The organism is Stenotrophomonas sp. 10L48 (genome assembly GCF_056395105.1).
The window spans coordinates 57,938-77,931 of record NZ_JBFTIX010000004.1 but is presented as its reverse complement, the minus strand read 5'-3'; the positions used below and the strand labels follow the sequence as shown (position 1 = coordinate 77,931).

Genomic DNA, 19,994 nt, shown 5'->3' with positions numbered 1-19,994 from the left:
TGTGCAGGGCGCCCGCAGTGGGCGCCCGTGTTCGCCGGACAAGGATGACCTGCCGATATGACCTCGTTTCCAGCCAGCCCCGGCCGCCGCGCCGTGGCGGCGATCCTGGCGGTGTTCGCCGCCGCGCTGCTGCCTTCGCTGGTGATCGGTGGCCTGATTGCCGGTCTCAGTCTCGGCCAGGAAGTGGCCACGGCCGCGCTGGCGGCCGCCTTGATGTTCGTACTGGCCTTCGCCCACGCCGTGGCGGTGCTGCTGCCGATGGGCCTGATCCTGCTGTCTTCCGGCCGCCTGCGCTGGGTGTGGTTCGCGCTGGTCGGGGCAGGGCTGGGCGCGCTGGCCATGGCCACCTGTGCCTGGCCCGACGGCTCTGGCGGTGCTCTTATGAGCCAGCTGTCCTCTGCGGGCAACTTCGACTGGGCCAGCTATGCCTTCTCGGTACTGGTGGCGGCCGGATTCGGCCTGATGGCCGGACTGGCGTTCCATGCCGTGTTCCGGGCCGTGCTGGCCGGTGCCGCGGCGCCATCGCCGGGCGCGCAGCAGCGCACCGGCTGAACGGTCTTCAGCATCCTGCGGCCGCTACCTGACCGCTGCCGCGTGGGTGCTAGAATCCGCTCTTTCCTTTGCCGTTGCAGCGCCCCCATGCACCTGTCCCTGCTCAAGACCAAGATCCACCGCGCCACCGTCACCCATTCCGAGCTGAACTACGAAGGCTCGATCGCCATCGATGACAACCTGCTGGCTGCCACCGGCATCCGTGAGTTCGAGCAGGTGCACATCTGGGACGTGACCAACGGTGCGCGCTTCTCGACCTATGCGATCCGCGCCGAAGCCGGCAGCGGCGTCGTCTCGCTCAATGGTGGCGCCGCGCGCCACGTGCAGGTCGGTGACATCATCATCATTGCCGCCTTCGCCAGCATGACCGAGCAGGAAGCCGACAGCTTCAAGCCGAAGCTGGTGTACGTGGATGGCAACAACCAGATTTCCCACACCAACGACACGATCCCGACCCAGGCCGCATGACAACGAACAACGGATTCGACTCGCTGCATTCCCACGCCCAGCGCCTGAAGGGCGCAAGCATTCCCGGCCTGCTCGCCGCCGAACCCGGCCGTGTACAGGACCTGGCGCTGCGGGTCGGTCCGTTGTATGTCAACTTCGCCCGGCAGAAATACGATGCCGCAGCGTTGCAGGCGCTGTTGGCGCTGGCTGCCGAACGTGATGTCGGCGGCGCCATCACGCGCCTGTTCCGTGGCGAGCAGGTCAACCTGACAGAAGGCCGCGCTGCGCTGCATACTGCGTTGCGCGGTGACGTAGTCGATGCGCCGGTGGCGGCCGAGGCGTATGCCACCGCGCGCGGCATCCGCCAGCGCATGGGCGTGCTGGTGCGCGCGCTGGAAGACAGCGGCGTGACCGATGTGGTCAGCGTCGGCATTGGCGGTTCCGATCTCGGCCCGCGACTGGTCGCCGATGCGCTGCGCCCGGTCACAGGCGCACGCCTGCGCGTGCATTTCGTGTCCAACGTGGACGGCGCCGCCATGCAGCGCACGCTGGCCACGCTGGATCCGGCGAAGACCGCCGGCATCCTCATTTCCAAGACCTTTGGTACCCAGGAAACCCTGCTCAACGGCCAGATCCTGCATGACTGGCTGGGTGGCAGCGACCGTCTGTACGCGGTCAGCGCCAATCCGGAACGCGCCGCCAAGGCCTTCGCCATCGCCGCCGATCGTGTGCTGCCGATGTGGGACTGGGTGGGTGGCCGCTATTCGCTGTGGTCGGCCGTCGGTTTCCCGATCGCACTGGCCATCGGCTTCGAGCGCTTCGAGCAGCTGCTGGAAGGTGCCGCGCAGATGGATGCGCATGCACTGGACGCGCCGTTGGAGCGCAACCTGCCGGTGCTGCACGGCCTGACCGACATCTGGAACCGCAATCTGCTGGGCTACGCCACACATGCGGTGATGACCTACGACCAGCGCCTGGCGCTGCTGCCGGCCTACCTGCAGCAGCTGGTGATGGAAAGCCTGGGCAAGCGCGTGCAGCGCGATGGCCAGCCGGTCACCACCGACACCGTGCCGGTGTGGTGGGGCGGTGCGGGCACCGATGTGCAGCACAGCTTCTTCCAGGCGCTGCACCAGGGCACCAGCATCATCCCGGCCGATTTCATCGGCTGCGTGCACAACGATGATCCGTATACGGTCAACCACCAGGCGCTGATGGCCAACCTGCTGGCGCAGACCGAAGCACTGGCCAACGGCCAGGGCAGCGACGATCCGCACCGCGATTACCCGGGCGGCCGCCCGAGCACGATGATCCTGCTCGACGCGCTCACCCCGCAGGCGCTGGGCGCGTTGATCGCGATGTACGAGCACGCGGTGTACGTGCAGTCGGTGATCTGGAACATCAACGCTTTCGACCAGTTCGGTGTCGAACTGGGCAAGCAGCTGGCCAGTGGCCTGCTGCCGGCCCTGCAGGGCGAGGATGTCCAGATCAATGATCCGCTGACCCGTGAGCTGCTGGCTCGGCTGAAGGGCTGAGCGCGGCGCGCCGGATGCGTGCGTCGATGCACTGGCGCGACCTCGTTCGACGAAGGCAGCCCGAGGTGTGGGCGGGTCTGCACCTGACCGTGCAGGCCCCCGTGCGCCCTGCGCTTGTGGTTTCGGTCTGCCCGCCGGACCGGATACGGGTGGGCACCGAGGAACGCCCCATGTTGTGGGCGAGGGTGGAGCCCGACTATTTCGGCGTGGACCTGCTTCGCAGCGCCTCCCCGGCCTCGCCGGCGATCATTCCACCGATCACGGCTGCCGAGGTGCGGGCGTTGCATTCGGATGATCCGGTGCGGACTGCCGCAGCGTGGGCACGTCATTTCGCACAGGCCCTTACCCGTTCGGATCGATCTCCGCTGGCCCAGGGCGAATGGCTGCTGCAGCCGACGCTGCATGGCCTGGAGCGTGCGCGGATGCCGCTCACGTTCGCGTCAGATGCGCTGGCCCGACCGGCGGTGGATACCTTGGACTGGTCGAGCGTGACGCACGGCGAATGCCTGCCTCCCGTCCTGCTGCGGGCACCGTCACTGGCCACGGATGGGCGGGTCAAGGCCTGGGCCAGGCAGGCCCGGGCAGGATCACTGCCACCGGTGCTGCTGATGTGGGTCAGTGGCCTGCAGGCACACGTGGTGCTGGACGGACACGACCGGCTGCAGGCAGCCGTGCAGGAGGGCGCCGATGTGCCGGTGCTGGTTCTGCTGCGTCATGGCGAGCGGTGCGTGGATGAGCAGGGCCTGGCGCGCGCTGACATCATCGTCGAGCGGTCTGGCGGCGCGGACATGACAGTCGAGGCCCGCAACCGACTGCTGCTCGATCTGTATAGCCCTGCGCGCGACGTCCTGCCCAGTCGGGCTGATCTGATGCGTGGTGGGGTGGATCAATGGATTGCAGAAGTGGACGCCGAGGCCAGGCAGGGCGAGGATGTCCAGATCAATGATCCGCTGACCCGTGAGCTGCTGGCGCAGCTGAAGGGCTGAGCGCGGGCGGGGAATGCCGCCGGGCATGGCCCGGCGCTACCCTTCGTCATGCCGGTAGCGACGGGCCATGCCCGGCGAATACGACGACGCTTCACCGGCTCGGATCGCGTTCCGGGCTCGGCCGCTTGGCCAGCTTGCGCTGCAGCGAACGCCGGTGCATGCCGAGCAGCCGCGCGGCCGCCGACACATTGCCGCCGGTTTCATGCATCGCCTGCTGGATGTGTTCCCACTGCAGGCGGCTGATCGGGGTCATCGCATCGGGCACTTCCATCTCGCCGTCATCGGCGGGGCCATCGTCTTCCTCGCCCAGCGCACGCAGGATCATCGGCACCGTCGATGGTTTCGGCAGGTAGTCGTCGGCGCCCAGCTTGATCGCCTCCACTGCGGTGGCGATGCTGGCATAGCCGGTCACCAGTAGGATCCGCATGTCTGCGCGCAGGGCGCGCAGCGGCTGTATCAGGGCCAAGCCGGAATCGCTGCCCAGCTTCAGGTCGATCAGCGCGAACGCCGGCGGATGCTGGCGGGCCAGTGCCAGCGCGCTGGCGGCATCCTGTGCGGTCTGCGTCTCCAGCCCTTTGCGGGCCAGGCTGCGCTGCAGGGTGCGCAGGTAGAGTTCGTCGTCGTCGACCAGCAGGCCAAGGGTGGAAGCAGTCATGGTCATTCCTCGCGGGGGGCCAGCGGCAGGCGGAAGCCGACGCGGCTACCGGCCCCTTGGGCCGGGCGCATCCACATCTCGCCGTCCAGGCGTTCGATGGTGGCATGGGACAGGGCAAGACCGACGCCCATGCCTTCACTCTTGCTGCTGCCGAACAGCTTGCCCGGCAGCACGGCGGCGCGGGCGTTGAAGCCGTGGCCGTAGTCGCGCACTTCGCCGATCAGGTCGTCGCCTTCGATGCGCAGGCTGAGATCGACGCGCGGACGGCCGGCCTGCTCGCCGGCATCGGCAGCGTTGTTCAGCAGCACCATCAGCAGGTGGCCGACGCCCGGGTCCAGCGGCAGGCGCAGCGGTGCGTCGTCGTTGCGATGCAGGTCGATGGTCGGGCGCACCAGCCGCCATTGCTCCAGCACCTGCTGGGCCGTGGAGTGGGCGCGCCCGGGGCCGTCATTGGAGGCCGGGGCGGCCAGGGCCAGCACGCGCTCCCGGCACTGCACCAGCAGTTCGCGCAGGGTTTCCATGTCCTCGCGCACTTCCGGTTCTTCGCTGCGTTCGGCCACGTCGTCGGCGAGCAGGGTCATCGTCGCCAGAGGCGTGTTCAGTTCATGCGCCACCGAGGCTGCATGCGTGGCCAGGGCGACGATGCCCTCGTTGCGCGCGAAGCGTTCGCGCAGTGCCGACAGTTCCAGCTCGCGCTCGCGCAGCGCGATCGCCAGCCGGGTAGAGAAGATCAGTACGACCGCAGCGGACAGCAGGAAGGTGGCGATCACGCCCCAGCGATTGAGGTCCAGTGCGTTGAAATAGCCCGCCGGCAGCGGTTGCCCGAACAGTCCGCTGGCGGCGTAGCCCAGCAGGCAGGCGCTGGCCACGGCCAGTGCCCAGCGCAGGGGCAGGGCGAAGGCCGCCAGGGCGATCAGGATCAGGAACAGCGAGCCGAACGGATTGGCGATGCCGCCGCTCCAGCTGACCATCCAGGTGAGGATGATCACGTCCACCAGGATGTGGCCGAAGGCGGTCAGCGGCGCGGTATCGGCCGGCTCCGGGCGCAGCTGCGTATACAGGTTGAATACGGCGAGCACGGCCACGCCCGACCACAGCGGCAGTTGCGGCAAGGGCAGCCCCAGCACCCAGGTCGCAACCAGGATGGTGGCCGCCTGGCCAGCCACGGCCAACCAGCGCAGGCTGCACAGGGTTCGGAGAAACGGGGCGTCGGGACCGGTCATTCGCGCCCATCGTATGCGTTCGCGGGGACGGCTGCCTGCGACAATCGGCCGCAGCCGGACTGTCGCCTGAATGCGACACACCCGGAAGGTCGGGGCGGGCGTTAGAATGCCGGCATGCATGACGCCGTCACCCGCCCTACAGCCCCCTCCGATGCCACTTCCTGGCCCCGTCGCCTGACCCAAGCGGTCCAGATCGGTGGAGTCACCGTGGGCGGTGGCAAGCCGGTCGTGGTGCAGTCGATGACCAATACCGACACGTCCGATGTGGCGTCCAGCGTCAAGCAGGTCGCTGAGCTCTGGCGTGCCGGCTCGGAAATGGTGCGCCTGACCGTCAACACGGTCGAAGCGGCCGCGGCGATCCCGCGCATCGTCGACAAGCTGGCGATGATGGGCATCGACGTGCCGCTGATCGGCGACTTCCACTACAACGGCCACCAGCTGCTGACGGCCGAGCCGGCCTGCGCCGAAGCACTGGCCAAGTACCGCATCAACCCGGGCAACGTAGGCTTCGGCAAGAAGAAGGACCTGCAGTTCGCGCAGCTGATCGAGTTCGCCATCCGCTACAACAAGCCGGTGCGCATCGGCGCCAACTGGGGCTCGCTGGACCAGGCCCTGGCGGCCAAGCTGATGGACGAGAACAACCACCGCGAACAGCCCTGGGACGCCGGCCGCGTGCTGCGCGAGGCGCTGATCCGTTCGGCACTGGATTCGGCCGAGCAGGCCGTCGAGCTGGGGTTGCCGCGCGATCGCATCATCCTGTCGGCCAAGGTCAGCGGCGTGCAGGAGCTGATCGCGGTCTACCGCGACCTGGCCCAGCGTTCGGACTTTGCCCTGCATCTGGGCCTGACCGAAGCCGGTATCGGCAGCAAGGGCATCGTCGCCTCGGCGGCGGCGCTCAGCGTGCTGCTGCAGGAAGGCATCGGCGACACCATCCGCATTTCGCTGACGCCCGAACCGGGCCAGTCGCGCACGCAGGAAGTGATCGTCGCCCAGGAACTGCTGCAGACCACCGGCCAGCGCGCCTTCACTCCGCTGGTCACGGCGTGCCCGGGCTGCGGCCGTACCACCTCGGAATTCTTCCAGGAGCTGGCCAAGGTGGTGCAGAACCACGTGCGCGAAAAGATGCCGCTGTGGAAGATCCAGCACCCGGGTGCGGAGAACATGACCCTGGCGGTGATGGGCTGCGTGGTCAACGGGCCGGGTGAGTCGCGGCATGCCAACATCGGCATCTCGCTGCCGGGCACCGGTGAAGCACCGTCGGCACCAGTGTTCGTCGATGGCGAGAAGAAGGTGACCCTGCGTGGCGAGAACATCGCCCAGGAATTTGTCGCCCTGATCGATGATTACGTTGAACGCACCTATGTCCGAAGCGCCGGGTAAGCCGACGATCCTCGCTGCACCGGAGCCCGCCTCCGGCTTCCGCCACTGGATGGCGCGCAATGCCTGGCGGCTGCTGCTGCTGTTTGCCGGCGTGCTGCTGCCGCTGGCCGGATTCGTCGCCCTGGCCGACGAGGTGCACGAGTTCGAATCCTTCCATTTCGATGCGCCGCTGCTGTGGCAGATGCACGGCCTGCATTCGCCGTGGCTGGACCACGTGTTCGTGCTGCTGTCGAAGCTGGGCTACGAGTGGTTCCTGATCCCGGCCGATGTGCTGATTGTCGGTGCACTGGCCTGGCACCGGCGTTGGCGTGAAGCGACCTTCGTGGCGGTGAGCTTCGTAGGGTCGGCGCTGCTCAACATGGGCAGCAAGCACTTCTTCCAGCGCGACCGGCCCAGCTTGTGGGAATCGATCGCGCCGGAATCCACGTTCAGTTTCCCCAGTGGCCACGCGATGGGCTCGATGACCCTGGCGGTCACCCTGGTGCTGCTGGCCTGGAATACCCGCTGGCGCTGGCCGGTGCTGCTGCTGGCGCCGTCGTTCAGCCTGCTGGTAAGCGTTTCCCGGGTCTATCTGGGGGTGCATTACCCCTCGGACATCCTCGCCGGGTGGTGTGCCGCGCTGGTTTGGGTGGTAGGGTGCTATCTGGTCATGTTCAGCCGTCGTCATCCATGGCGACGGCACGGTTCGCCGCCAGCGACGGCCAGCGAAGCGATCACGCAAGGGGAGTGACGTGGATGCCCTCCCAAGGGCGTCTACCTGAGGGACGGGTTGTTTCGTTGTAACGGGTTCTGCAGGGCAAGGGGCACGATCAGTGCGTGAAGAATGTGATGCGCAAGGCAGAACGCCGGAATTGCGCAACATCCGCGCTTGCAGTGGTCAGGTGCTCCTGCCTAGGTTGACCCGTATTGGCCGCATTCGAAGAGGTACGTGAATGACGATTCGAGTCTACCTGGTGGATGACCATGCGTTGGTCCGCACCGGGATGAAAATGATACTGTCGAGTGAAACCGACATTGAAGTGGTGGGCGAGGCCGAAACGGGCGAAGACGCGCTGCCCGCGATCCGCCAGCTGCAACCGGACGTGGTGCTGTGTGATCTGCACCTGCCCGGCGTAAGCGGGATGGAAGTAACCGAGCGCATCGTCCGTGGCCACCGCAGCACGCGGGTGGTGATCGTGTCGGTGCTGGAAGACGGTCCGCTGCCCAAGCGCCTGCTCGAGGCCGGCGCCGCCGGTTACATCGGCAAGGGCTGCGATGCGCAGGAACTGCTGCGTGCGGTGCGCGACGTGGCCGCCGGACGACGTTACCTGGGCACGAGCATCGCGCAGAACCTGGCGTTGTCCACCGTGGAAGGCAACGGCTCGCCGTTCGACAACCTGTCGCCGCGTGAGCTGGAAGTGGCATTGCTGCTGACCCAGGGCCTGCGCCAGGAAGATATCGCCCGTCGTCTGAGCCTGAGCGCGAAGACGGTCAACACGCACAAGGCGCGGTTGTTCGAGAAGATGGGAATCCACGACAACATCGCGTTGGCGCGGATGGCCAGCCAGTACGGGCTGGTGGATCCGGCACGGCCGCTGTAAGGGTTTCGGCCAACGGCTGAACCCCTCGCGGTGGTGGGACGGAGTTCGTGGGGTTGGCCCTGCGGAGGGATCGCGCAGGGGACGCCGTGAATCCATCCCTGGAGGCTCGGGCGCGCCATCCATGGCGCTTACGCCCCTGCGCGATCCCTCCGCAGGGCCACGGACAGGTTCCGTGCGCTGCCACCGCGGAATGAAGAAGGGAACGGAAGGAGCGGGTCGCGCGCTTTGCGCGCTTGGGGTCGGCTCTGACCCCGCAGTGCGTCAGTTGCCGCGTACGCGCTTGACGATCTTTGCGGCCTGCGCGGCGCTTTCGCGCACCTTGTCCCACTGGCCGGCCTCGATCCAGCTGCCCGGCACCATCCACGATCCACCGATGCAGACCACATTCTTCTGCTCCAGGTACTCGGCGGCGGTGTTCTCGGTAATGCCACCGGTCGGGCACAGCTTGAGGTCGGCGATCGGGCCGGCTACGCCCTTGATCATCGCCAGGCCGCCCACGGCCGTGGCCGGGAACAGCTTGCACACGCGGAAACCGCGCGCGTAGAGCGCCAGCAGTTCGGTCGGCGTCGCCGCACCCGGTACCACCGGCAGCGGTGCCGCAGCCAACGCATCGGCCAGCGCCGGCGGCGTGCCCGGGGTCACCAGGAAATCGGCGCCCGCATCGATCGACTGCTGCATCTGCTCCACCGTCAGCACCGTACCGGCGCCGACCACCACATCCGGCAGCTCACGCTTGAGCATCGCCAGCGCTTCCATCGCCACCGGCGTACGCAGCGTCAGCTCGATCGCCGGCAATCCGCCTTCCAGCAGCGCCGCGCTGACCGCACGTGCCTGGTCCAGCGTATGAATCGTCACCACCGGCAGGATGCCGGCCGCATGCAACAACTCCGCCGCCCGCACCTGATGTTGTTCGATACCCATAGCTCTGCTTCTGCCTTTGCTTTCGCTCTAGTTGTGCTTTCAATGATCACTTCGCGGCGTATCGGCGCCGGAAACTGTGATGCGGCGGAGGGCAGGGCGTCGCCAGGACCGTTCGCGCCATGGATGGCGCGATCGAGCCTACAGGGATGTATTTACGGCGTGTCCTGGCGACGGCCTGCCCTTCGCCGCCCCCTGGAAACCAACCGCCGCCACATACCCGCAACGCGCTTCAATCCCTCAGGCGTCCTTCGCCTCATGCGGCGCCGCCGCCGCAGCAGCATCGTGCCCCAGCTCATACTCCGCGTCGTAGTCCCACGGCCCACCGTCAGCCGCCGCCGGACCGCACGAAATCGAGATCGCGCCCTGATCGGCCGGACCCACCACGCGCCGGTTGATCGCGAACAGGTTGCGGCCCAGGTCATTGGCGGCCGGCGCCGTATTCGGCGCATGTGTACGCGCGGCCCATTCGGCTGCGTCCACCAGCACTTCAAGCGTGCCGGCCTCACCATCCAGGCGGATGATGTCGCCCTCGCGCACCTTGCCCAGCGGACCGCCGCGTGCAGCTTCCGGCGTCACGTGGATGGCGGCGGGAATCTTGCCCGACGCACCAGACAGGCGACCATCGGTGACCAACGCCACGCGCCGGCCCTGGTTCTGCAGCAGGCCCAGCAGCGGCGCCAGCGAATGCAGTTCCGGCATGCCGTTCGCACGCGGCCCCTGATAACGCACCACCGCCACGAAATGCTCGGGCAGCAGGCCGCCGGCGTGCAGCTTGTTCAGCACCTGCGGCGCATCAACCACCACGGCCGGCGCTTCGATGGTGCGGTACTGCGGCTTCACTGCCGACAATTTGATCAGCGACTTGCCCAGGTTGCCGCGCAGCAGGCGCAGGCCGCCCTGGCTCTCGAACGGGTTGTCGACACCGCGCACCACTTCTTCATCGGCGCTGCGTTCCAGGCCCGGCAGGTACACCAGCTTGCCATCGCGCAGCTGCGGCTCGCGCGCGTAGTCGGCCATGCCGCCACGGGCAACGCTGACCAGGTCGCCATGCATCAGGCCGGCCTTGATCAGTTCACCGAACACGAACGCCGGGCCACCCGCTGCAGCGAAGCGGTTCACGTCGGCCTCGCCGTTCGGATAGACGCGCGCCAGCAGCGGGATCAGCTGCGACAGCTCGTCGAAGTCGTCCCAGGTCAGCACGATGCCGGCCGCACGTGCCACCGCGATCCAGTGGATGGTGTGGTTGGTCGAGCCGCCGGTGGCCATCAGCGCGATGATCGCGTTGATGATCGCGCGCTCGTCGATGATCCGGCCCAGCGGACGGAAGTCGTCGCCCAGCGCGGTGATGTCCAGTGCGCGCTCGGTGGCTTCGCGGGTCAGTGCATCGCGCAGCGCCGTGTCCGGATTGACGAACGATGCGCCCGGCAACTGCACGCCCATCGCTTCCAGCAGCACCTGGTTGGAATTGGCGGTGCCGTAGAAGGTGCAGGTGCCCGCGCCGTGGTAGGACGCCGATTCGGCTTCCAGCAGTTCTTCGCGGGTGGCTTCGCCGGCGGCGTAGCGCTCGCGCACTTCGGCCTTCTGCTTGTTGGGAATGCCCGGCGTCATCGGGCCTGCCGGCACGAACACCGCCGGAAGGTGGCCGAAGGCGAGGGCGCCGATCAGCAGGCCCGGCACGATCTTGTCGCACACACCGAGGTACACGGTGGTATCGAACATGTCGTGGCTGAGTCCGATCGCGGTGGCCTGGGCAATGACATCGCGCGAGAACAGCGACAGCTCCATGCCGCCACGGCCTTGGGTGACGCCGTCGCACATCGCCGGCACAGCGCCGGCCACCTGTGCCGTCGCGCCCAGTTCGCGGGCCACCGCACGGATCTGTTCGGGATAGGTCTCGAACGGCTGGTGCGCTGACAGCATGTCGTTGTAGGCGGTGATGATGCCCAGGTTGGCCGTCACGCCGCCGCGCAGGCGGCTCTTGTCGGTGCCACCACAGGCGGCGAAACCGTGGGCGAGGTTGCCGCAGCTGAGGCGGCTGCGGAACGGGCCATCGCGCAGGGAGGCGTCGATCGCTGCCAGATAGGCGGCGCGCGAAGCGGCGCTGCGGCGGATGACGCGCTCAGTGATGGCTTGCAGTTGCGGATGGAGGCTCATTGGCTACCGGCGTTCGAGGTGGCGAGAGGCAAGCGGCAGCAGGGCGCCGCCGCCGACATCAATCAGCCCAGTGGACGCGCAGGCGCGCGCCTTCCAGGTTGATTGCGTTGAGGATCGGATACTGCTGCGGGTCGTTGCTGTCCAATGCCTGGCGCAGCACCTGCAGCTTCTGCTTGCCGCGCAGCAGCAGCAGGCGCTGGCGGCACTGGCCGAGGCCGCGCGGGGTCAGGGTGATGCGCAGCGGCCACTGGTTGGCACCGGGGCATCCGGTGGCATCCAGTGCGGCGTACGGCAGGGTGCTTTCCAGCGCGCGGGTCAGGTCCTTCGAGCCCGGGAACAGCGAGGCGGTATGGCCGTCGTTGCCCATGCCCAGTGCGACCAGGCTTGGCGCCTGGCTGTGCTGGGCCTGCAGGTTGGCGGTGTACACGCATTCGGGCAGCGGCTTGCCGATCCGCACCAGCGGATCGAAGTGCGCACCTTCGGCACGCGTGAGCAGGTTCTCGCGCACCAGCCATGCATTGCTGTCGCGATCCTGCGGCGACAACCAGCGCTCGTCGGCCAGGCTCACTTCAACGCGGTCCCAATGCACGTCCAGCTCGGCCAGCGCCTGGTACACCGGTGCCGGCGTAGTACCGCCGGACAGCAGGATGCGTGCGCGGCCCAGTTCGGTGATGTCGTGGTTGATCGCCTGCGCCATTTCGGCTGCAACCGCCTCGATCCAGCCATCGGCATCGCCGTGGTTGATGAAGTCGATACGGTCGTCCTGGAAGATGGGGGTCATGCGGCAACTCCTGGTGCGTCACGTTCGGCGTCGGCAGCATAGGCAGCGGCGCCCAGCAGTCCGGCGTGGGGATGCATCACGGCCAGCGACGGCACCCGCGCCATGATCGAAGAGAACCGGCCCTTGTGTTCGAAGCGCTGGCGGAAACCGGAGTGCTGCAATGAATCGAGCATCTTCGGAGTCAGCCCACCGGTCAGGAACACACCATCCCAGGCGCCCTGGGTCAGCACCAGATCACCGGCAATGGCGCCGAACACCGCGCAGAACACATCCACGGTACGCATCGCCTGTGGATCGCCGTGCAGGGCGCGGGCGGTCACGTCCACCGGTTGCAGCTGGCCCGGGTCGATACCCGCCATCTCGCAGATTGCGCGATGGATGTTGACCAGGCCGGGGCCGCAGATCAGCCGCTCGTTGGAGACGCGCCCGAACTGCTCGGACAGGATCTCCAGGATGCGGATCTCTTCCGGCGTTCCCGGCGGGAAGCTGACATGGCCGCCCTCGGTTTCCAGCGGGTAACAGCGGCCGTGGCGAAGGATCAGGCCGCCGACGCCGAGGCCGGTACCTGGGCCGATCACTGCGTAGTTGCGCGGCTGACCCGGCTTGCCCGGAACCCAGGCGGCACCGCCGACCTGGACCACGTCATCGGGTTGCAGCAGCGAAATCGCCATCGCCTGCGCGGCGAAGTCGTTGATCAGGTGCAGTTCGTTGAAACCAAGCATCGCGGCCGTGCGGCTGCGCGAGATCACCCACGGATGGTTGGTGATGCGGGCTTCGTCACCATCGACACGACCGGCGACTGCGAACACGCCACGGCTTGCGGTGGCGCCGATCTGCTCCAGATGGTGGCGCGCGGCATCACCCAGCGACGGGAACTCCGCCACGGCGTACTCGCGGATGCTCTCTTTCAGCAGCGGGGCGTCCTGCGAGGTGTCGGCAAGGGCGAAGCGGGCATTGGTGCCACCGATGTCGGCGACCAGCACGGGCTGCGAGCTGGCACTCATTCCGACGCTCCGCTATCTGGCGCATCCACGCCCTGCGGCAGGAAGTCGACCGCGTTGGCCGGGCCCCACTGGCCGGCAGGGTAGGGTTCCAGCGGCAGGTTGGCCGCCTTCCAGGCATCGGCAACGCTGTCGATCCAGGCCCAGGCGGCACGCACTTCGTCATCGCGCACGAACAGGGTGTGGTTGCCGTTGAACGCGTCCAGGAACAGGCGCTCGTAGGCGATACGGCGATGCAGGCCGGTCGGCACCGACAGCTCCAGCTCCAGCGGCTGCAGTTCCAGCGCGCCCCATTCCGGCCCGGCCAGGCTGCTCATCAGGCCCAGTTCGATGTTCTCCTGCGGCTGCAGCTGGAAAACCAGGCGGTTCGGTGCGGCCTGCGCACGCTGCGGACGCTCGAACAACCAATGCGTGACCGGCTTGAGTGTCACCACCACGCGGGTGGTGCGCTCGGGCAGGCGCTTGCCGGTGACCAGGTGGAACGGCACGCCGCTCCAGCGCCAGTTGTCGATGTGCGCGGTGACACCGGCGAAGGTTTCCACGTCGCTGCCTTCCGGCGGCTGGTAGGCCTGTGCGGGCTGGCCGTTGATGCTGCCGGCGGTATAGCGGCCGCGCACGCTGTCACGCGCGGCGTGCTTGGCATCCAGCGGGCGCAGTGCGCGCAGCACCTTGACCTTCTCATCGCGGATGCGGTCGGCTTCCAGTGACGCCGGCGGCTCCATCGCCACCATGCACAGCAGCTGCAGGATGTGGCTCTGCACCATGTCGCGCAGGGCGCCGGAGCGCGCGTAGTAGGCATCGCGGCCATCCACGCCTTCGCTTTCGGCGACCAGGATGTGCACCGATTCGATGTAATTGCGGTTCCACACCGCTTCCAGCAGCGTGTTGCCGAAGCGCAGCGCGATCAGGTTCTGTACCGCTGCCTTGCCCAGGTAGTGATCGAGGCGGAACACGCGGTCTTCGTCGATCCACTGGCCGATGGTGGTGATGATCTCCTCGGCGCTTTCGCTGTCGCTGCCGATCGGCTTCTCCAGCATCAGGCGCGCGGGTGCGGCCAGCGCGCCGCCCTTGGCCAGGCCCTCGCAGGTGGAGATGTACAGGCCCGGCGGGATCGCCAGGTAGCTCACGCAGCGGCGGTCGACCAGGTCGGACACGGCAGCGGCGACCGAGTCGACGTCGCGCAGGTCCACCGAGCGGTAGTCGATGCGGCGCAGCAGGGAGGCGATGTCCTCCTGGCTGGCCATCGGCATGGCCTGCTGCAGGCGCGGGCGCAGGATGTCATGGAAGGCTTCGGTGTCGTGGCCCGACAGGGCCAGCGCACGGATGCGGAAATCCTCCGGCAGCAGGCCGTCGCCGAGCAGGCGCAGCAGCGAAGGGAACAGGTAGCGCTGGGCCAGATCACCTGTGGCACCAAACAGGAAGAGTGTGTCGTGCATCGCTCGAGTTTCAGATCCGGGTGACATCGTTGTCAATCGCTTCATGGCTGGGTTCGGGGGACATCCGCGCAACTGCCTGTCCGAGGCTCATCTGGATCGGTTTTCCGGCTTGCCGGAGCACCGTTCCAATCGAAACCACTACAGCGGCAACCCTTCGTTCGGTCGACGATGCAGGTCGGCGCGCACCGACTGTCGGATAGTGCCACGTGAAAACGTTTACATGGCAGAATGGGCAACTGTATTCGATTGCAGTGGTCGCCGTCATGCGGCAACCGCGCAATCATCACTGCCATCGGGAGGGCCGAGGCAGTCCCAAAAGACAGCCCGGCGTCGGGCGGACTGGATGAGTGAAATGGCAAAAGTGCAGTTGCAGGGTGTGCGCAAGGTCTACGACAACGGCCAGGTTGCAGTGAAGGACGCCACCTTCGAGGTCGCCGACGGCGAGTTGATGGTGCTGGTTGGTCCGTCGGGGTGTGGCAAGTCGACCCTGTTGCGGATGGTGGCCGGGCTGGAAGAGATCAGCGGCGGCACGTTGACCATCGGTGATCGCGTGGTCAACGACGTGGCGCCGAAGGACCGCGACATCGCGATGGTGTTCCAGAGTTATGCGCTGTATCCGCACATGACCGTGGCCGAGAACCTGGCCTTTGGCCTGAAGCTGCGCGGGCACGACAAGGCGACCATCGACAAGCGCATCAGCGAAGCCGCGCAGACGCTGGGGCTGACCGACATGATGGACAAGTTGCCCAAGGCGATGTCCGGTGGCCAGCGCCAGCGCGTTGCATTGGGCCGTGCGCTGGTGCGTGAGCCGGCGGTGTTCCTGCTGGACGAGCCGCTGTCCAACCTGGATGCCAAACTGCGCCACAGCGTGCGCACCGAGATCGCGCAGCTGCACCGCAAGCTGGGCACCACCATGATCTACGTGACCCACGATCAGGTCGAGGCGATGACCCTGGGCCAGCGCATCGTGGTGCTGAAGGACGGCATCATCCAGCAGATCGATACGCCGATGGCGCTGTACGACCGCCCGGCCAACCTGTTCGTGGCCGGCTTCCTCGGCAGCCCGGCGATGAACGTGCTGCGCGGCACGCTGCAGGGCGACGCCGGTGGCGTGACCGTGGTCGATGGCCAGTGGCGTGCCCCGCTGGGGCAGGCGACGATCGATCCGGCGTGGCTGCAGAAGCCGATCGCCGTGGGCGTGCGTCCCGAGCACCTGCAGCCGGCAGGCAGCGAAGACACGCATGCGTTCACCGCGCGCATCGAAGGCATCGAGCCGGTCGGCAACGAGATCTTCGTCAACATGAGCAGCGGCCAGCACGCGCTGACCATGCGCGTGGCGCCGCAGTCGCTGCCGGGCGTGGGCGAGGACATCCGGGTGGCGATCCACCCGCAGGGCCTGCATTTCTTCAACCCGGAAACCGGCGAGCGCCTGTAACCGGTAGTGCCGGCCGCTGGCCGGCAACCTCAACCCGGCGTGGTTGCCGGCCAGTGGCCGGCACTACCTTCCTTCGCCGAAGGCGTGCGGACCAACGGTCCGCACCCGCCAGGCCAGTGGTAGCGCCGGGCCATGCCCGGCGGGCGCCTCAGCGCGCCAGGCCGTCCAGCAGCGGCATCCGCTGCGCGACCGCGTTGCCCACCTGCAGTTCGCTGTCGCCGGTCTCCAGTGGCAGCACAGCCAGTGCCAGATCGCCGGCCACGCTGGCCAGGGTGCCGAGCGCGACGCCGTCCTGCTGCACGCCATCGCCTGCCTGCGCAGGTGCAGCGGTATGCAGCAGCTGCACCGCGCGCTTGGCCTTGCCGAGGAAATGGGTGCGCGCGACGATTTCCTGGCCGGGGTAGCAGCCCTTCTTCACGCTGTAGCCATTGAGGCGGTCCAGGCCCAGCTGCTGCGGGGTCCACACCTCGCGCTGGCTCTCTGCCAAGCGTGGCAGGCCAAAGCGCAGGTCGGCCTGGCGCCAGGCCAGGGCGAAGGCGGCATCTTCGGCTCCGTCGCTGGCCGGGAAGGCCTCGACCGGGCCGATGCGCAAAGTACGGGGAAGTGCGTCGCTGCCCAGATCCAGCTCCCAACCCTGACTGCCGACCAGCGCGATGGCGGCGCCAGCGGCGGCTTCCGGCGCAGTAAAGGCACCGGCCACGGCCAGGTCTGCATGCACCTGCAGTTTCACTTTGCGGCGGAACACGAAGCGCTGCAGTTGCGACGCAATCGCATCGGCATCACCGTCGGCGAGCACCAGCAGCACATGGTCATCGGCCAGCCGCAGCAGCTGGAACACCGCCAGGGTGCGGCCCTTGGCGCTCAGCCACGCGCTCCACTGCCAGTGCAGCAGGGGCAGGGCGGTCACGTCGCTGCTGAACTGGGCATGGGCAAAAGCCACTGCATCCACGCCCTGCAGGCTCAGCAATTGATGGCCGGGCAGGCGCGGATATGCGACGAAAGCAGGGGGAAGGTTGTCAGGCACGTGAACGAGGTCTAAAATTTGTGCGTTGCGAGACCCATCATGATAGGCCAAACAACCCCCACTCCCGACGCCGAAGCTGAAGCCCCGCTGGTTCCCCCGGTCCCTGTGCCCGTGGAACAACCAGAGGTGGAAGAAGAATTCGGTGGCCGCGGCGGACTTGATCCGGTGCGGTATGGCGATTGGGAAAAAAACGGACGCTGCATCGATTTTTGATCAGCATTGAGCCAACGCGGCCTTATGCCGCCCAGCCGAGACAACGAGCCCAGCGAATGGCGACCAGACAACGTCCCCTTTCTCCGCACCTTCAGGTGTATCGCTGGCAGATTCAGATGGCCACCTCGATCCTGCATCGAGCCACTGGCGTCTTTCTGTCTGTTGGTGCCCTCATCATCGCCGGAGGCCTGTTGGCTCTGATGATGGGGCCCGAATCCTGGAACTGCTTCACCGGCCATGCCGGGGCCTGGTATGGCCGCGTGTTCCTGTTCGCGTGGACATGGTCGTTCGCCTATCACCTGTGCAATGGCATCCGCCATATCGTGCAGGACTTCGCGATCGGATTCCGCATTGCCACCTTCATCCGCAGCAGCTGGATGTCGGTGATCGGCAGCCTGCTGATCACCCTGGCCGTGTGGGCCTATGTGCTGTTCGGAGGTGCCGCATGAGCAAGTTCCGTACCCCGTTGAAGGGCGTGCGCGGTCTCGGTTCGGCCAAGACCGGCACCGAGCACTTCGTGCATCAGCGCCTGACCGCCGCCGCGCTGGTGGTGCTGGGCATCTGGTTCCTGGTGTTCGTGCTGGGCCTGCTGGGCTCGGATTACGTGACCGCCACCGCCGCGATCGCCAAGCCGTGGAACGCCGTTCCGCTGATCGGCCTGCTGATCGCCATGTTCTGGCATGCCCAGCTCGGCCTGCAGGTCGTGCTGGAGGACTACATCCACGAATCGCTGCTGGCCCTGGTGCTGCAGACCGCGGTGAAGTTCGTTGCCGTGCTCGGCATGATCGTCAGTGTGTTTGCGGTGGGCCGCATCGCCCTCGGCGTTGCCTGAGCCCAGGCGCCAAGACAGGAATCCAGACTAGATGTCCGCTTACAAGATTACCGAACACAAGTACGACATGGTCGTGGTGGGCGCCGGCGGCGCCGGCCTGCGTGCCACGTTCGGCCTGGCCGCCAAGGGCCTGCAGACCGTGTGCCTGACCAAGGTCTTCCCGACCCGTTCGCACACCGTTGCCGCCCAGGGCGGTATCTCCGCCGCGCTCGGCAACATGGGCGAGGACGACTGGCGTTACCACTTCTTCGACACCATCAAGGGTTCGGACTGGCTGGGCGACCAGGACGCCATCGAGTACATGTGCCGTGAAGCGATTCCGGCGATCATCGAGCTCGAGCACTACGGCGTGCCGTTCAGCCGCACCGCGGAAGGCAAGATCTACCAGCGTCCGTTCGGTGGCATGACCACCCAGTACGGCGAAGGCCCGGCGGCGCAGCGTACCTGCGCGGCGGCCGACCGTACCGGCCACGCGATGCTGCACACGCTGTACCAGCAGTCGCTGAAGCACGACGCACGCTTCATGATCGAGTACTTCGCACTCGACCTGATCTTCGATGACGAAGGCGCCTGCCGTGGTGTGCTGGCGCTGGACATGTCCGACGGCACGCTGCACCTGTTCCGCGCCCAGGGCGTGGTGCTGGCCACCGGCGGCTACGGCCGCGCCTACTTCAGCGCCACCTCGGCGCACACCTGCACCGGCGACGGTGGCGGCCTGGCCATGCGCGCCGGCATCGCCATGCAGGACATGGAGTTCGTGCAGTTCCATCCGACCGGCATCTACGGCGCCGGCTGCCTGATCACCGAGGGTGTCCGCGGTGAAGGCGGCATCCTGCGCAACAGCAGCGGCGAGCGCTTCATGGAGCGTTACGCACCGCACTACAAGGACCTGGCTTCGCGCGACGTGGTCAGCCGTTCGATGACCATCGAGATCCGCGAAGGCCGTGGCGTGGGCGAGCACAAGGACCACATCCTGCTCGACCTGACCCACCTCGGCCCGGGCGTGATCGACGACAAGCTGCCGGGCATCGCCGAGAGCGCGCGCATCTTCGCCGGCGTCGACGTGCACAAGCAGCCGATCCCGGTGATTCCGACCGTGCACTACAACATGGGCGGCATCCCGACCAACTACCACGGTGAAGTGGTGCGCAAGGACGGCGAGAACCCCGATGCGGTCGTGCCGGGCCTGTACGCCATCGGCGAAGCGGCCTGCGTTTCGGTGCACGGTGCCAACCGCCTGGGTTCGAATTCGCTGCTGGACCTGGTGGTGTTCGGGCGTGCGGTGGCCAACCGTTGCGCGGCGACGATCACCCCGGGCGCGGCGCACAAGACCCTGCCGGCCGACGCCTGCGACAAGGCGCTGGGCCTGCTGGACAAGCTGCGTCACGCCAACGGCGATACCCCGACTTCGGTCATCCGCGATCGCATGCAGCGCACCATGCAGGCCGACGCGGCGGTCTTCCGTACCAGCCAGACGCTGAAGGAAGGCTGCGAGAAGATGGACAAGATCTTCGACTCGTTCCAGGACGTGAAGGTCTCCGACCGTTCGCTGGTCTGGAACTCGGACCTGATCGAGACCTACGAGCTGAACAACCTGCTGCTGAATGCAGTGGCGACGATCAACTCGGCCGAGCAGCGCAAGGAAAGCCGCGGCGCACACGCGCACGAGGACTTCCCGGACCGCGACGACGTCAATTGGCAGAAGCACACCCTGGTCAGCGTGGACGAGAAGGGCAAGTGCAGCTTCGACTACCGTCCGGTGCACATGTACACGTTGACTGATGACGTGTCCGTGGTGCCGCCGAAGCCGCGCGTGTACTGATCCGACCCCGCCTAACATGC

The 19,994-nt window shown here is 67.1% G+C and carries 20 protein-coding genes; 12 read left to right on the top strand and 8 right to left on the bottom strand.

The genetic code is table 11. The features are described 5' to 3' along the window. Positions 1-57: 57 nt before the first annotated feature. The 4 genes from AC1DCU_RS07705 (at position 58) to AC1DCU_RS07690 (ending at position 3,517) form a co-directional block, all read left to right on the top strand. Positions 58-552: a hypothetical protein gene (locus AC1DCU_RS07705; RefSeq protein ID WP_088101379.1), complete on the top strand. Its 495-nt coding sequence runs from the start codon at positions 58-60 to the stop codon at positions 550-552. 87 nt (positions 553-639) lie between these two features. Further along, a complete protein-coding gene (gene panD / locus AC1DCU_RS07700) occupies positions 640-1,020 on the top strand; it encodes an aspartate 1-decarboxylase (RefSeq protein ID WP_004153087.1) in 381 nt (126 codons plus the stop codon). Next, positions 1,017-2,531: a glucose-6-phosphate isomerase gene (gene pgi, locus AC1DCU_RS07695; protein WP_478013585.1), complete on the top strand. Its 1,515-nt coding sequence runs from the start codon at positions 1,017-1,019 to the stop codon at positions 2,529-2,531. Before panD ends, pgi begins: the two co-directional genes overlap by 4 nt. A 26-nt stretch (positions 2,532-2,557) precedes the next feature. Beyond that, on the top strand, positions 2,558-3,517 hold the full coding sequence (locus AC1DCU_RS07690; protein WP_442251909.1) for a hypothetical protein: 960 nt from the start codon (positions 2,558-2,560) through the stop codon (positions 3,515-3,517). A gap of 91 nt (positions 3,518-3,608) precedes the next feature. Here the strand turns inward: AC1DCU_RS07690 and AC1DCU_RS07685 are convergent, their stop codons facing one another. Further along, a complete protein-coding gene (locus AC1DCU_RS07685) occupies positions 3,609-4,178 on the bottom strand; it encodes a response regulator transcription factor (RefSeq protein WP_032952096.1) in 570 nt (189 codons plus the stop codon). Next, the gene (locus AC1DCU_RS07680) at positions 4,175-5,395 is read right to left on the bottom strand and encodes an ATP-binding protein (RefSeq protein WP_032952097.1); all 1,221 of its coding nucleotides are present in this window, start codon (positions 5,393-5,395) and stop codon (positions 4,175-4,177) included. The genes AC1DCU_RS07685 and AC1DCU_RS07680 overlap by 4 nt, the downstream gene beginning before the upstream one ends. Before the next feature lie 114 nt (positions 5,396-5,509). Between AC1DCU_RS07680 and ispG the strand changes: the two genes are divergently transcribed. From ispG to AC1DCU_RS07665, 3 genes are all read left to right on the top strand, one after another. Further along, complete coding sequence (gene ispG / locus AC1DCU_RS07675; protein WP_025878802.1) at positions 5,510-6,775, top strand: flavodoxin-dependent (E)-4-hydroxy-3-methylbut-2-enyl-diphosphate synthase; 1,266 nt, start codon at positions 5,510-5,512, stop codon at positions 6,773-6,775. Continuing rightward, positions 6,756-7,505, top strand: coding sequence for a phosphatase PAP2 family protein (locus AC1DCU_RS07670; protein ID WP_025878803.1), 750 nt, complete (start codon positions 6,756-6,758; stop codon positions 7,503-7,505). Before ispG ends, AC1DCU_RS07670 begins: the two co-directional genes overlap by 20 nt. Positions 7,506-7,707: 202 nt before the next feature. After that, the gene (locus AC1DCU_RS07665; RefSeq protein WP_025878804.1) at positions 7,708-8,355 is read left to right on the top strand and encodes a response regulator; all 648 of its coding nucleotides are present in this window, start codon (positions 7,708-7,710) and stop codon (positions 8,353-8,355) included. 261 nt (positions 8,356-8,616) lie between these two features. Here AC1DCU_RS07665 and eda read toward each other — a convergent pair whose 3' ends face one another. The 5 genes from eda to zwf all read right to left on the bottom strand — a co-directional run bounded on the left by eda (position 8,617) and on the right by zwf (position 14,648). Then, the gene (gene eda / locus AC1DCU_RS07660; RefSeq protein WP_442251910.1) at positions 8,617-9,276 is read right to left on the bottom strand and encodes a bifunctional 4-hydroxy-2-oxoglutarate aldolase/2-dehydro-3-deoxy-phosphogluconate aldolase; all 660 of its coding nucleotides are present in this window, start codon (positions 9,274-9,276) and stop codon (positions 8,617-8,619) included. 237 nt (positions 9,277-9,513) lie between these two features. Beyond that, entirely contained in the window at positions 9,514-11,430 is a 1,917-nt protein-coding gene (gene edd, locus AC1DCU_RS07655) for a phosphogluconate dehydratase (protein ID WP_025878806.1), read from the bottom strand. Positions 11,431-11,488: 58 nt separating this feature from the next. Beyond that, a complete protein-coding gene (pgl, locus tag AC1DCU_RS07650) occupies positions 11,489-12,211 on the bottom strand; it encodes a 6-phosphogluconolactonase (protein WP_032977874.1) in 723 nt (240 codons plus the stop codon). Continuing rightward, positions 12,208-13,215 carry a glucokinase gene (glk, locus tag AC1DCU_RS07645; protein ID WP_025878808.1) on the bottom strand — a complete coding sequence of 336 codons (1,008 nt, stop codon included), beginning with the start codon at positions 13,213-13,215 and terminating at the stop codon, positions 12,208-12,210. Before glk ends, pgl begins: the two co-directional genes overlap by 4 nt. After that, entirely contained in the window at positions 13,212-14,648 is a 1,437-nt protein-coding gene (gene zwf / locus AC1DCU_RS07640; protein ID WP_025878809.1) for a glucose-6-phosphate dehydrogenase, read from the bottom strand. The genes glk and zwf overlap by 4 nt, the downstream gene beginning before the upstream one ends. A 352-nt stretch (positions 14,649-15,000) precedes the next feature. Here zwf and AC1DCU_RS07635 point away from each other — a divergent pair, with 352 nt between their 5' ends. Next, positions 15,001-16,083: an ABC transporter ATP-binding protein gene (locus tag AC1DCU_RS07635; protein ID WP_025878810.1), complete on the top strand. Its 1,083-nt coding sequence runs from the start codon at positions 15,001-15,003 to the stop codon at positions 16,081-16,083. 148 nt (positions 16,084-16,231) lie between these two features. Here the strand turns inward: AC1DCU_RS07635 and ygfZ are convergent, their stop codons facing one another. Then, positions 16,232-17,107, bottom strand: coding sequence for a CAF17-like 4Fe-4S cluster assembly/insertion protein YgfZ (gene ygfZ, locus AC1DCU_RS07630; protein ID WP_312963298.1), 876 nt, complete (start codon positions 17,105-17,107; stop codon positions 16,232-16,234). 39 nt (positions 17,108-17,146) lie between these two features. Between ygfZ and AC1DCU_RS07625 the strand changes: the two genes are divergently transcribed. The 4 genes from AC1DCU_RS07625 to sdhA are packed head-to-tail and all read left to right on the top strand — an operon-like array spanning position 17,147 to position 19,974. Continuing rightward, positions 17,147-17,320, top strand: coding sequence for a DUF1674 domain-containing protein (locus tag AC1DCU_RS07625; protein WP_080149151.1), 174 nt, complete (start codon positions 17,147-17,149; stop codon positions 17,318-17,320). 56 nt (positions 17,321-17,376) lie between these two features. Further along, positions 17,377-17,769 (top strand): succinate dehydrogenase, cytochrome b556 subunit, encoded by a 393-nt coding sequence (gene sdhC, locus AC1DCU_RS07620; protein ID WP_025878812.1) that lies wholly within the window; start codon positions 17,377-17,379, stop codon positions 17,767-17,769. Beyond that, a complete protein-coding gene (gene sdhD / locus AC1DCU_RS07615; protein WP_025878813.1) occupies positions 17,766-18,152 on the top strand; it encodes a succinate dehydrogenase, hydrophobic membrane anchor protein in 387 nt (128 codons plus the stop codon). Before sdhC ends, sdhD begins: the two co-directional genes overlap by 4 nt. A gap of 31 nt (positions 18,153-18,183) precedes the next feature. Further along, positions 18,184-19,974, top strand: a complete 1,791-nt coding sequence (gene sdhA, locus AC1DCU_RS07610) for a succinate dehydrogenase flavoprotein subunit (RefSeq protein WP_025878814.1) — start codon at positions 18,184-18,186, stop codon at positions 19,972-19,974. The last annotated feature ends 20 nt before the right edge of the window (positions 19,975-19,994 follow it).

Bases quoted from the DNA above. Each gene is read 5' to 3' on its own strand.
- AC1DCU_RS07705 (WP_088101379.1), top strand. From the start codon at position 58: ATGACCTCGTTTCCAGCCAGCCCCGGCCGCCGCGCCGTGGCGGCGATC.
- sdhC (WP_025878812.1), top strand. From the start codon at position 17,377: ATGGCGACCAGACAACGTCCCCTTTCTCCGCACCTTCAGGTGTATCGC.
- edd (WP_025878806.1), bottom strand. From the start codon at position 11,430: ATGAGCCTCCATCCGCAACTGCAAGCCATCACTGAGCGCGTCATCCGC.
- zwf (WP_025878809.1), bottom strand. From the start codon at position 14,648: ATGCACGACACACTCTTCCTGTTTGGTGCCACAGGTGATCTGGCCCAG.
- sdhD (WP_025878813.1), top strand. From the start codon at position 17,766: ATGAGCAAGTTCCGTACCCCGTTGAAGGGCGTGCGCGGTCTCGGTTCG.
- AC1DCU_RS07625 (WP_080149151.1), top strand. From the start codon at position 17,147: ATGATAGGCCAAACAACCCCCACTCCCGACGCCGAAGCTGAAGCCCCG.
- AC1DCU_RS07670 (WP_025878803.1), top strand. From the start codon at position 6,756: ATGTCCGAAGCGCCGGGTAAGCCGACGATCCTCGCTGCACCGGAGCCC.
- glk (WP_025878808.1), bottom strand. From the start codon at position 13,215: ATGAGTGCCAGCTCGCAGCCCGTGCTGGTCGCCGACATCGGTGGCACC.
- ispG (WP_025878802.1), top strand. From the start codon at position 5,510: ATGCATGACGCCGTCACCCGCCCTACAGCCCCCTCCGATGCCACTTCC.
- panD (WP_004153087.1), top strand. From the start codon at position 640: ATGCACCTGTCCCTGCTCAAGACCAAGATCCACCGCGCCACCGTCACC.
- pgl (WP_032977874.1), bottom strand. From the start codon at position 12,211: ATGACCCCCATCTTCCAGGACGACCGTATCGACTTCATCAACCACGGC.
- AC1DCU_RS07635 (WP_025878810.1), top strand. From the start codon at position 15,001: ATGGCAAAAGTGCAGTTGCAGGGTGTGCGCAAGGTCTACGACAACGGC.
- eda (WP_442251910.1), bottom strand. From the start codon at position 9,276: ATGGGTATCGAACAACATCAGGTGCGGGCGGCGGAGTTGTTGCATGCG.
- AC1DCU_RS07690 (WP_442251909.1), top strand. From the start codon at position 2,558: ATGCACTGGCGCGACCTCGTTCGACGAAGGCAGCCCGAGGTGTGGGCG.
- pgi (WP_478013585.1), top strand. From the start codon at position 1,017: ATGACAACGAACAACGGATTCGACTCGCTGCATTCCCACGCCCAGCGC.
- AC1DCU_RS07665 (WP_025878804.1), top strand. From the start codon at position 7,708: ATGACGATTCGAGTCTACCTGGTGGATGACCATGCGTTGGTCCGCACC.
- AC1DCU_RS07680 (WP_032952097.1), bottom strand. From the start codon at position 5,395: ATGACCGGTCCCGACGCCCCGTTTCTCCGAACCCTGTGCAGCCTGCGC.
- AC1DCU_RS07685 (WP_032952096.1), bottom strand. From the start codon at position 4,178: ATGACCATGACTGCTTCCACCCTTGGCCTGCTGGTCGACGACGACGAA.
- sdhA (WP_025878814.1), top strand. From the start codon at position 18,184: ATGTCCGCTTACAAGATTACCGAACACAAGTACGACATGGTCGTGGTG.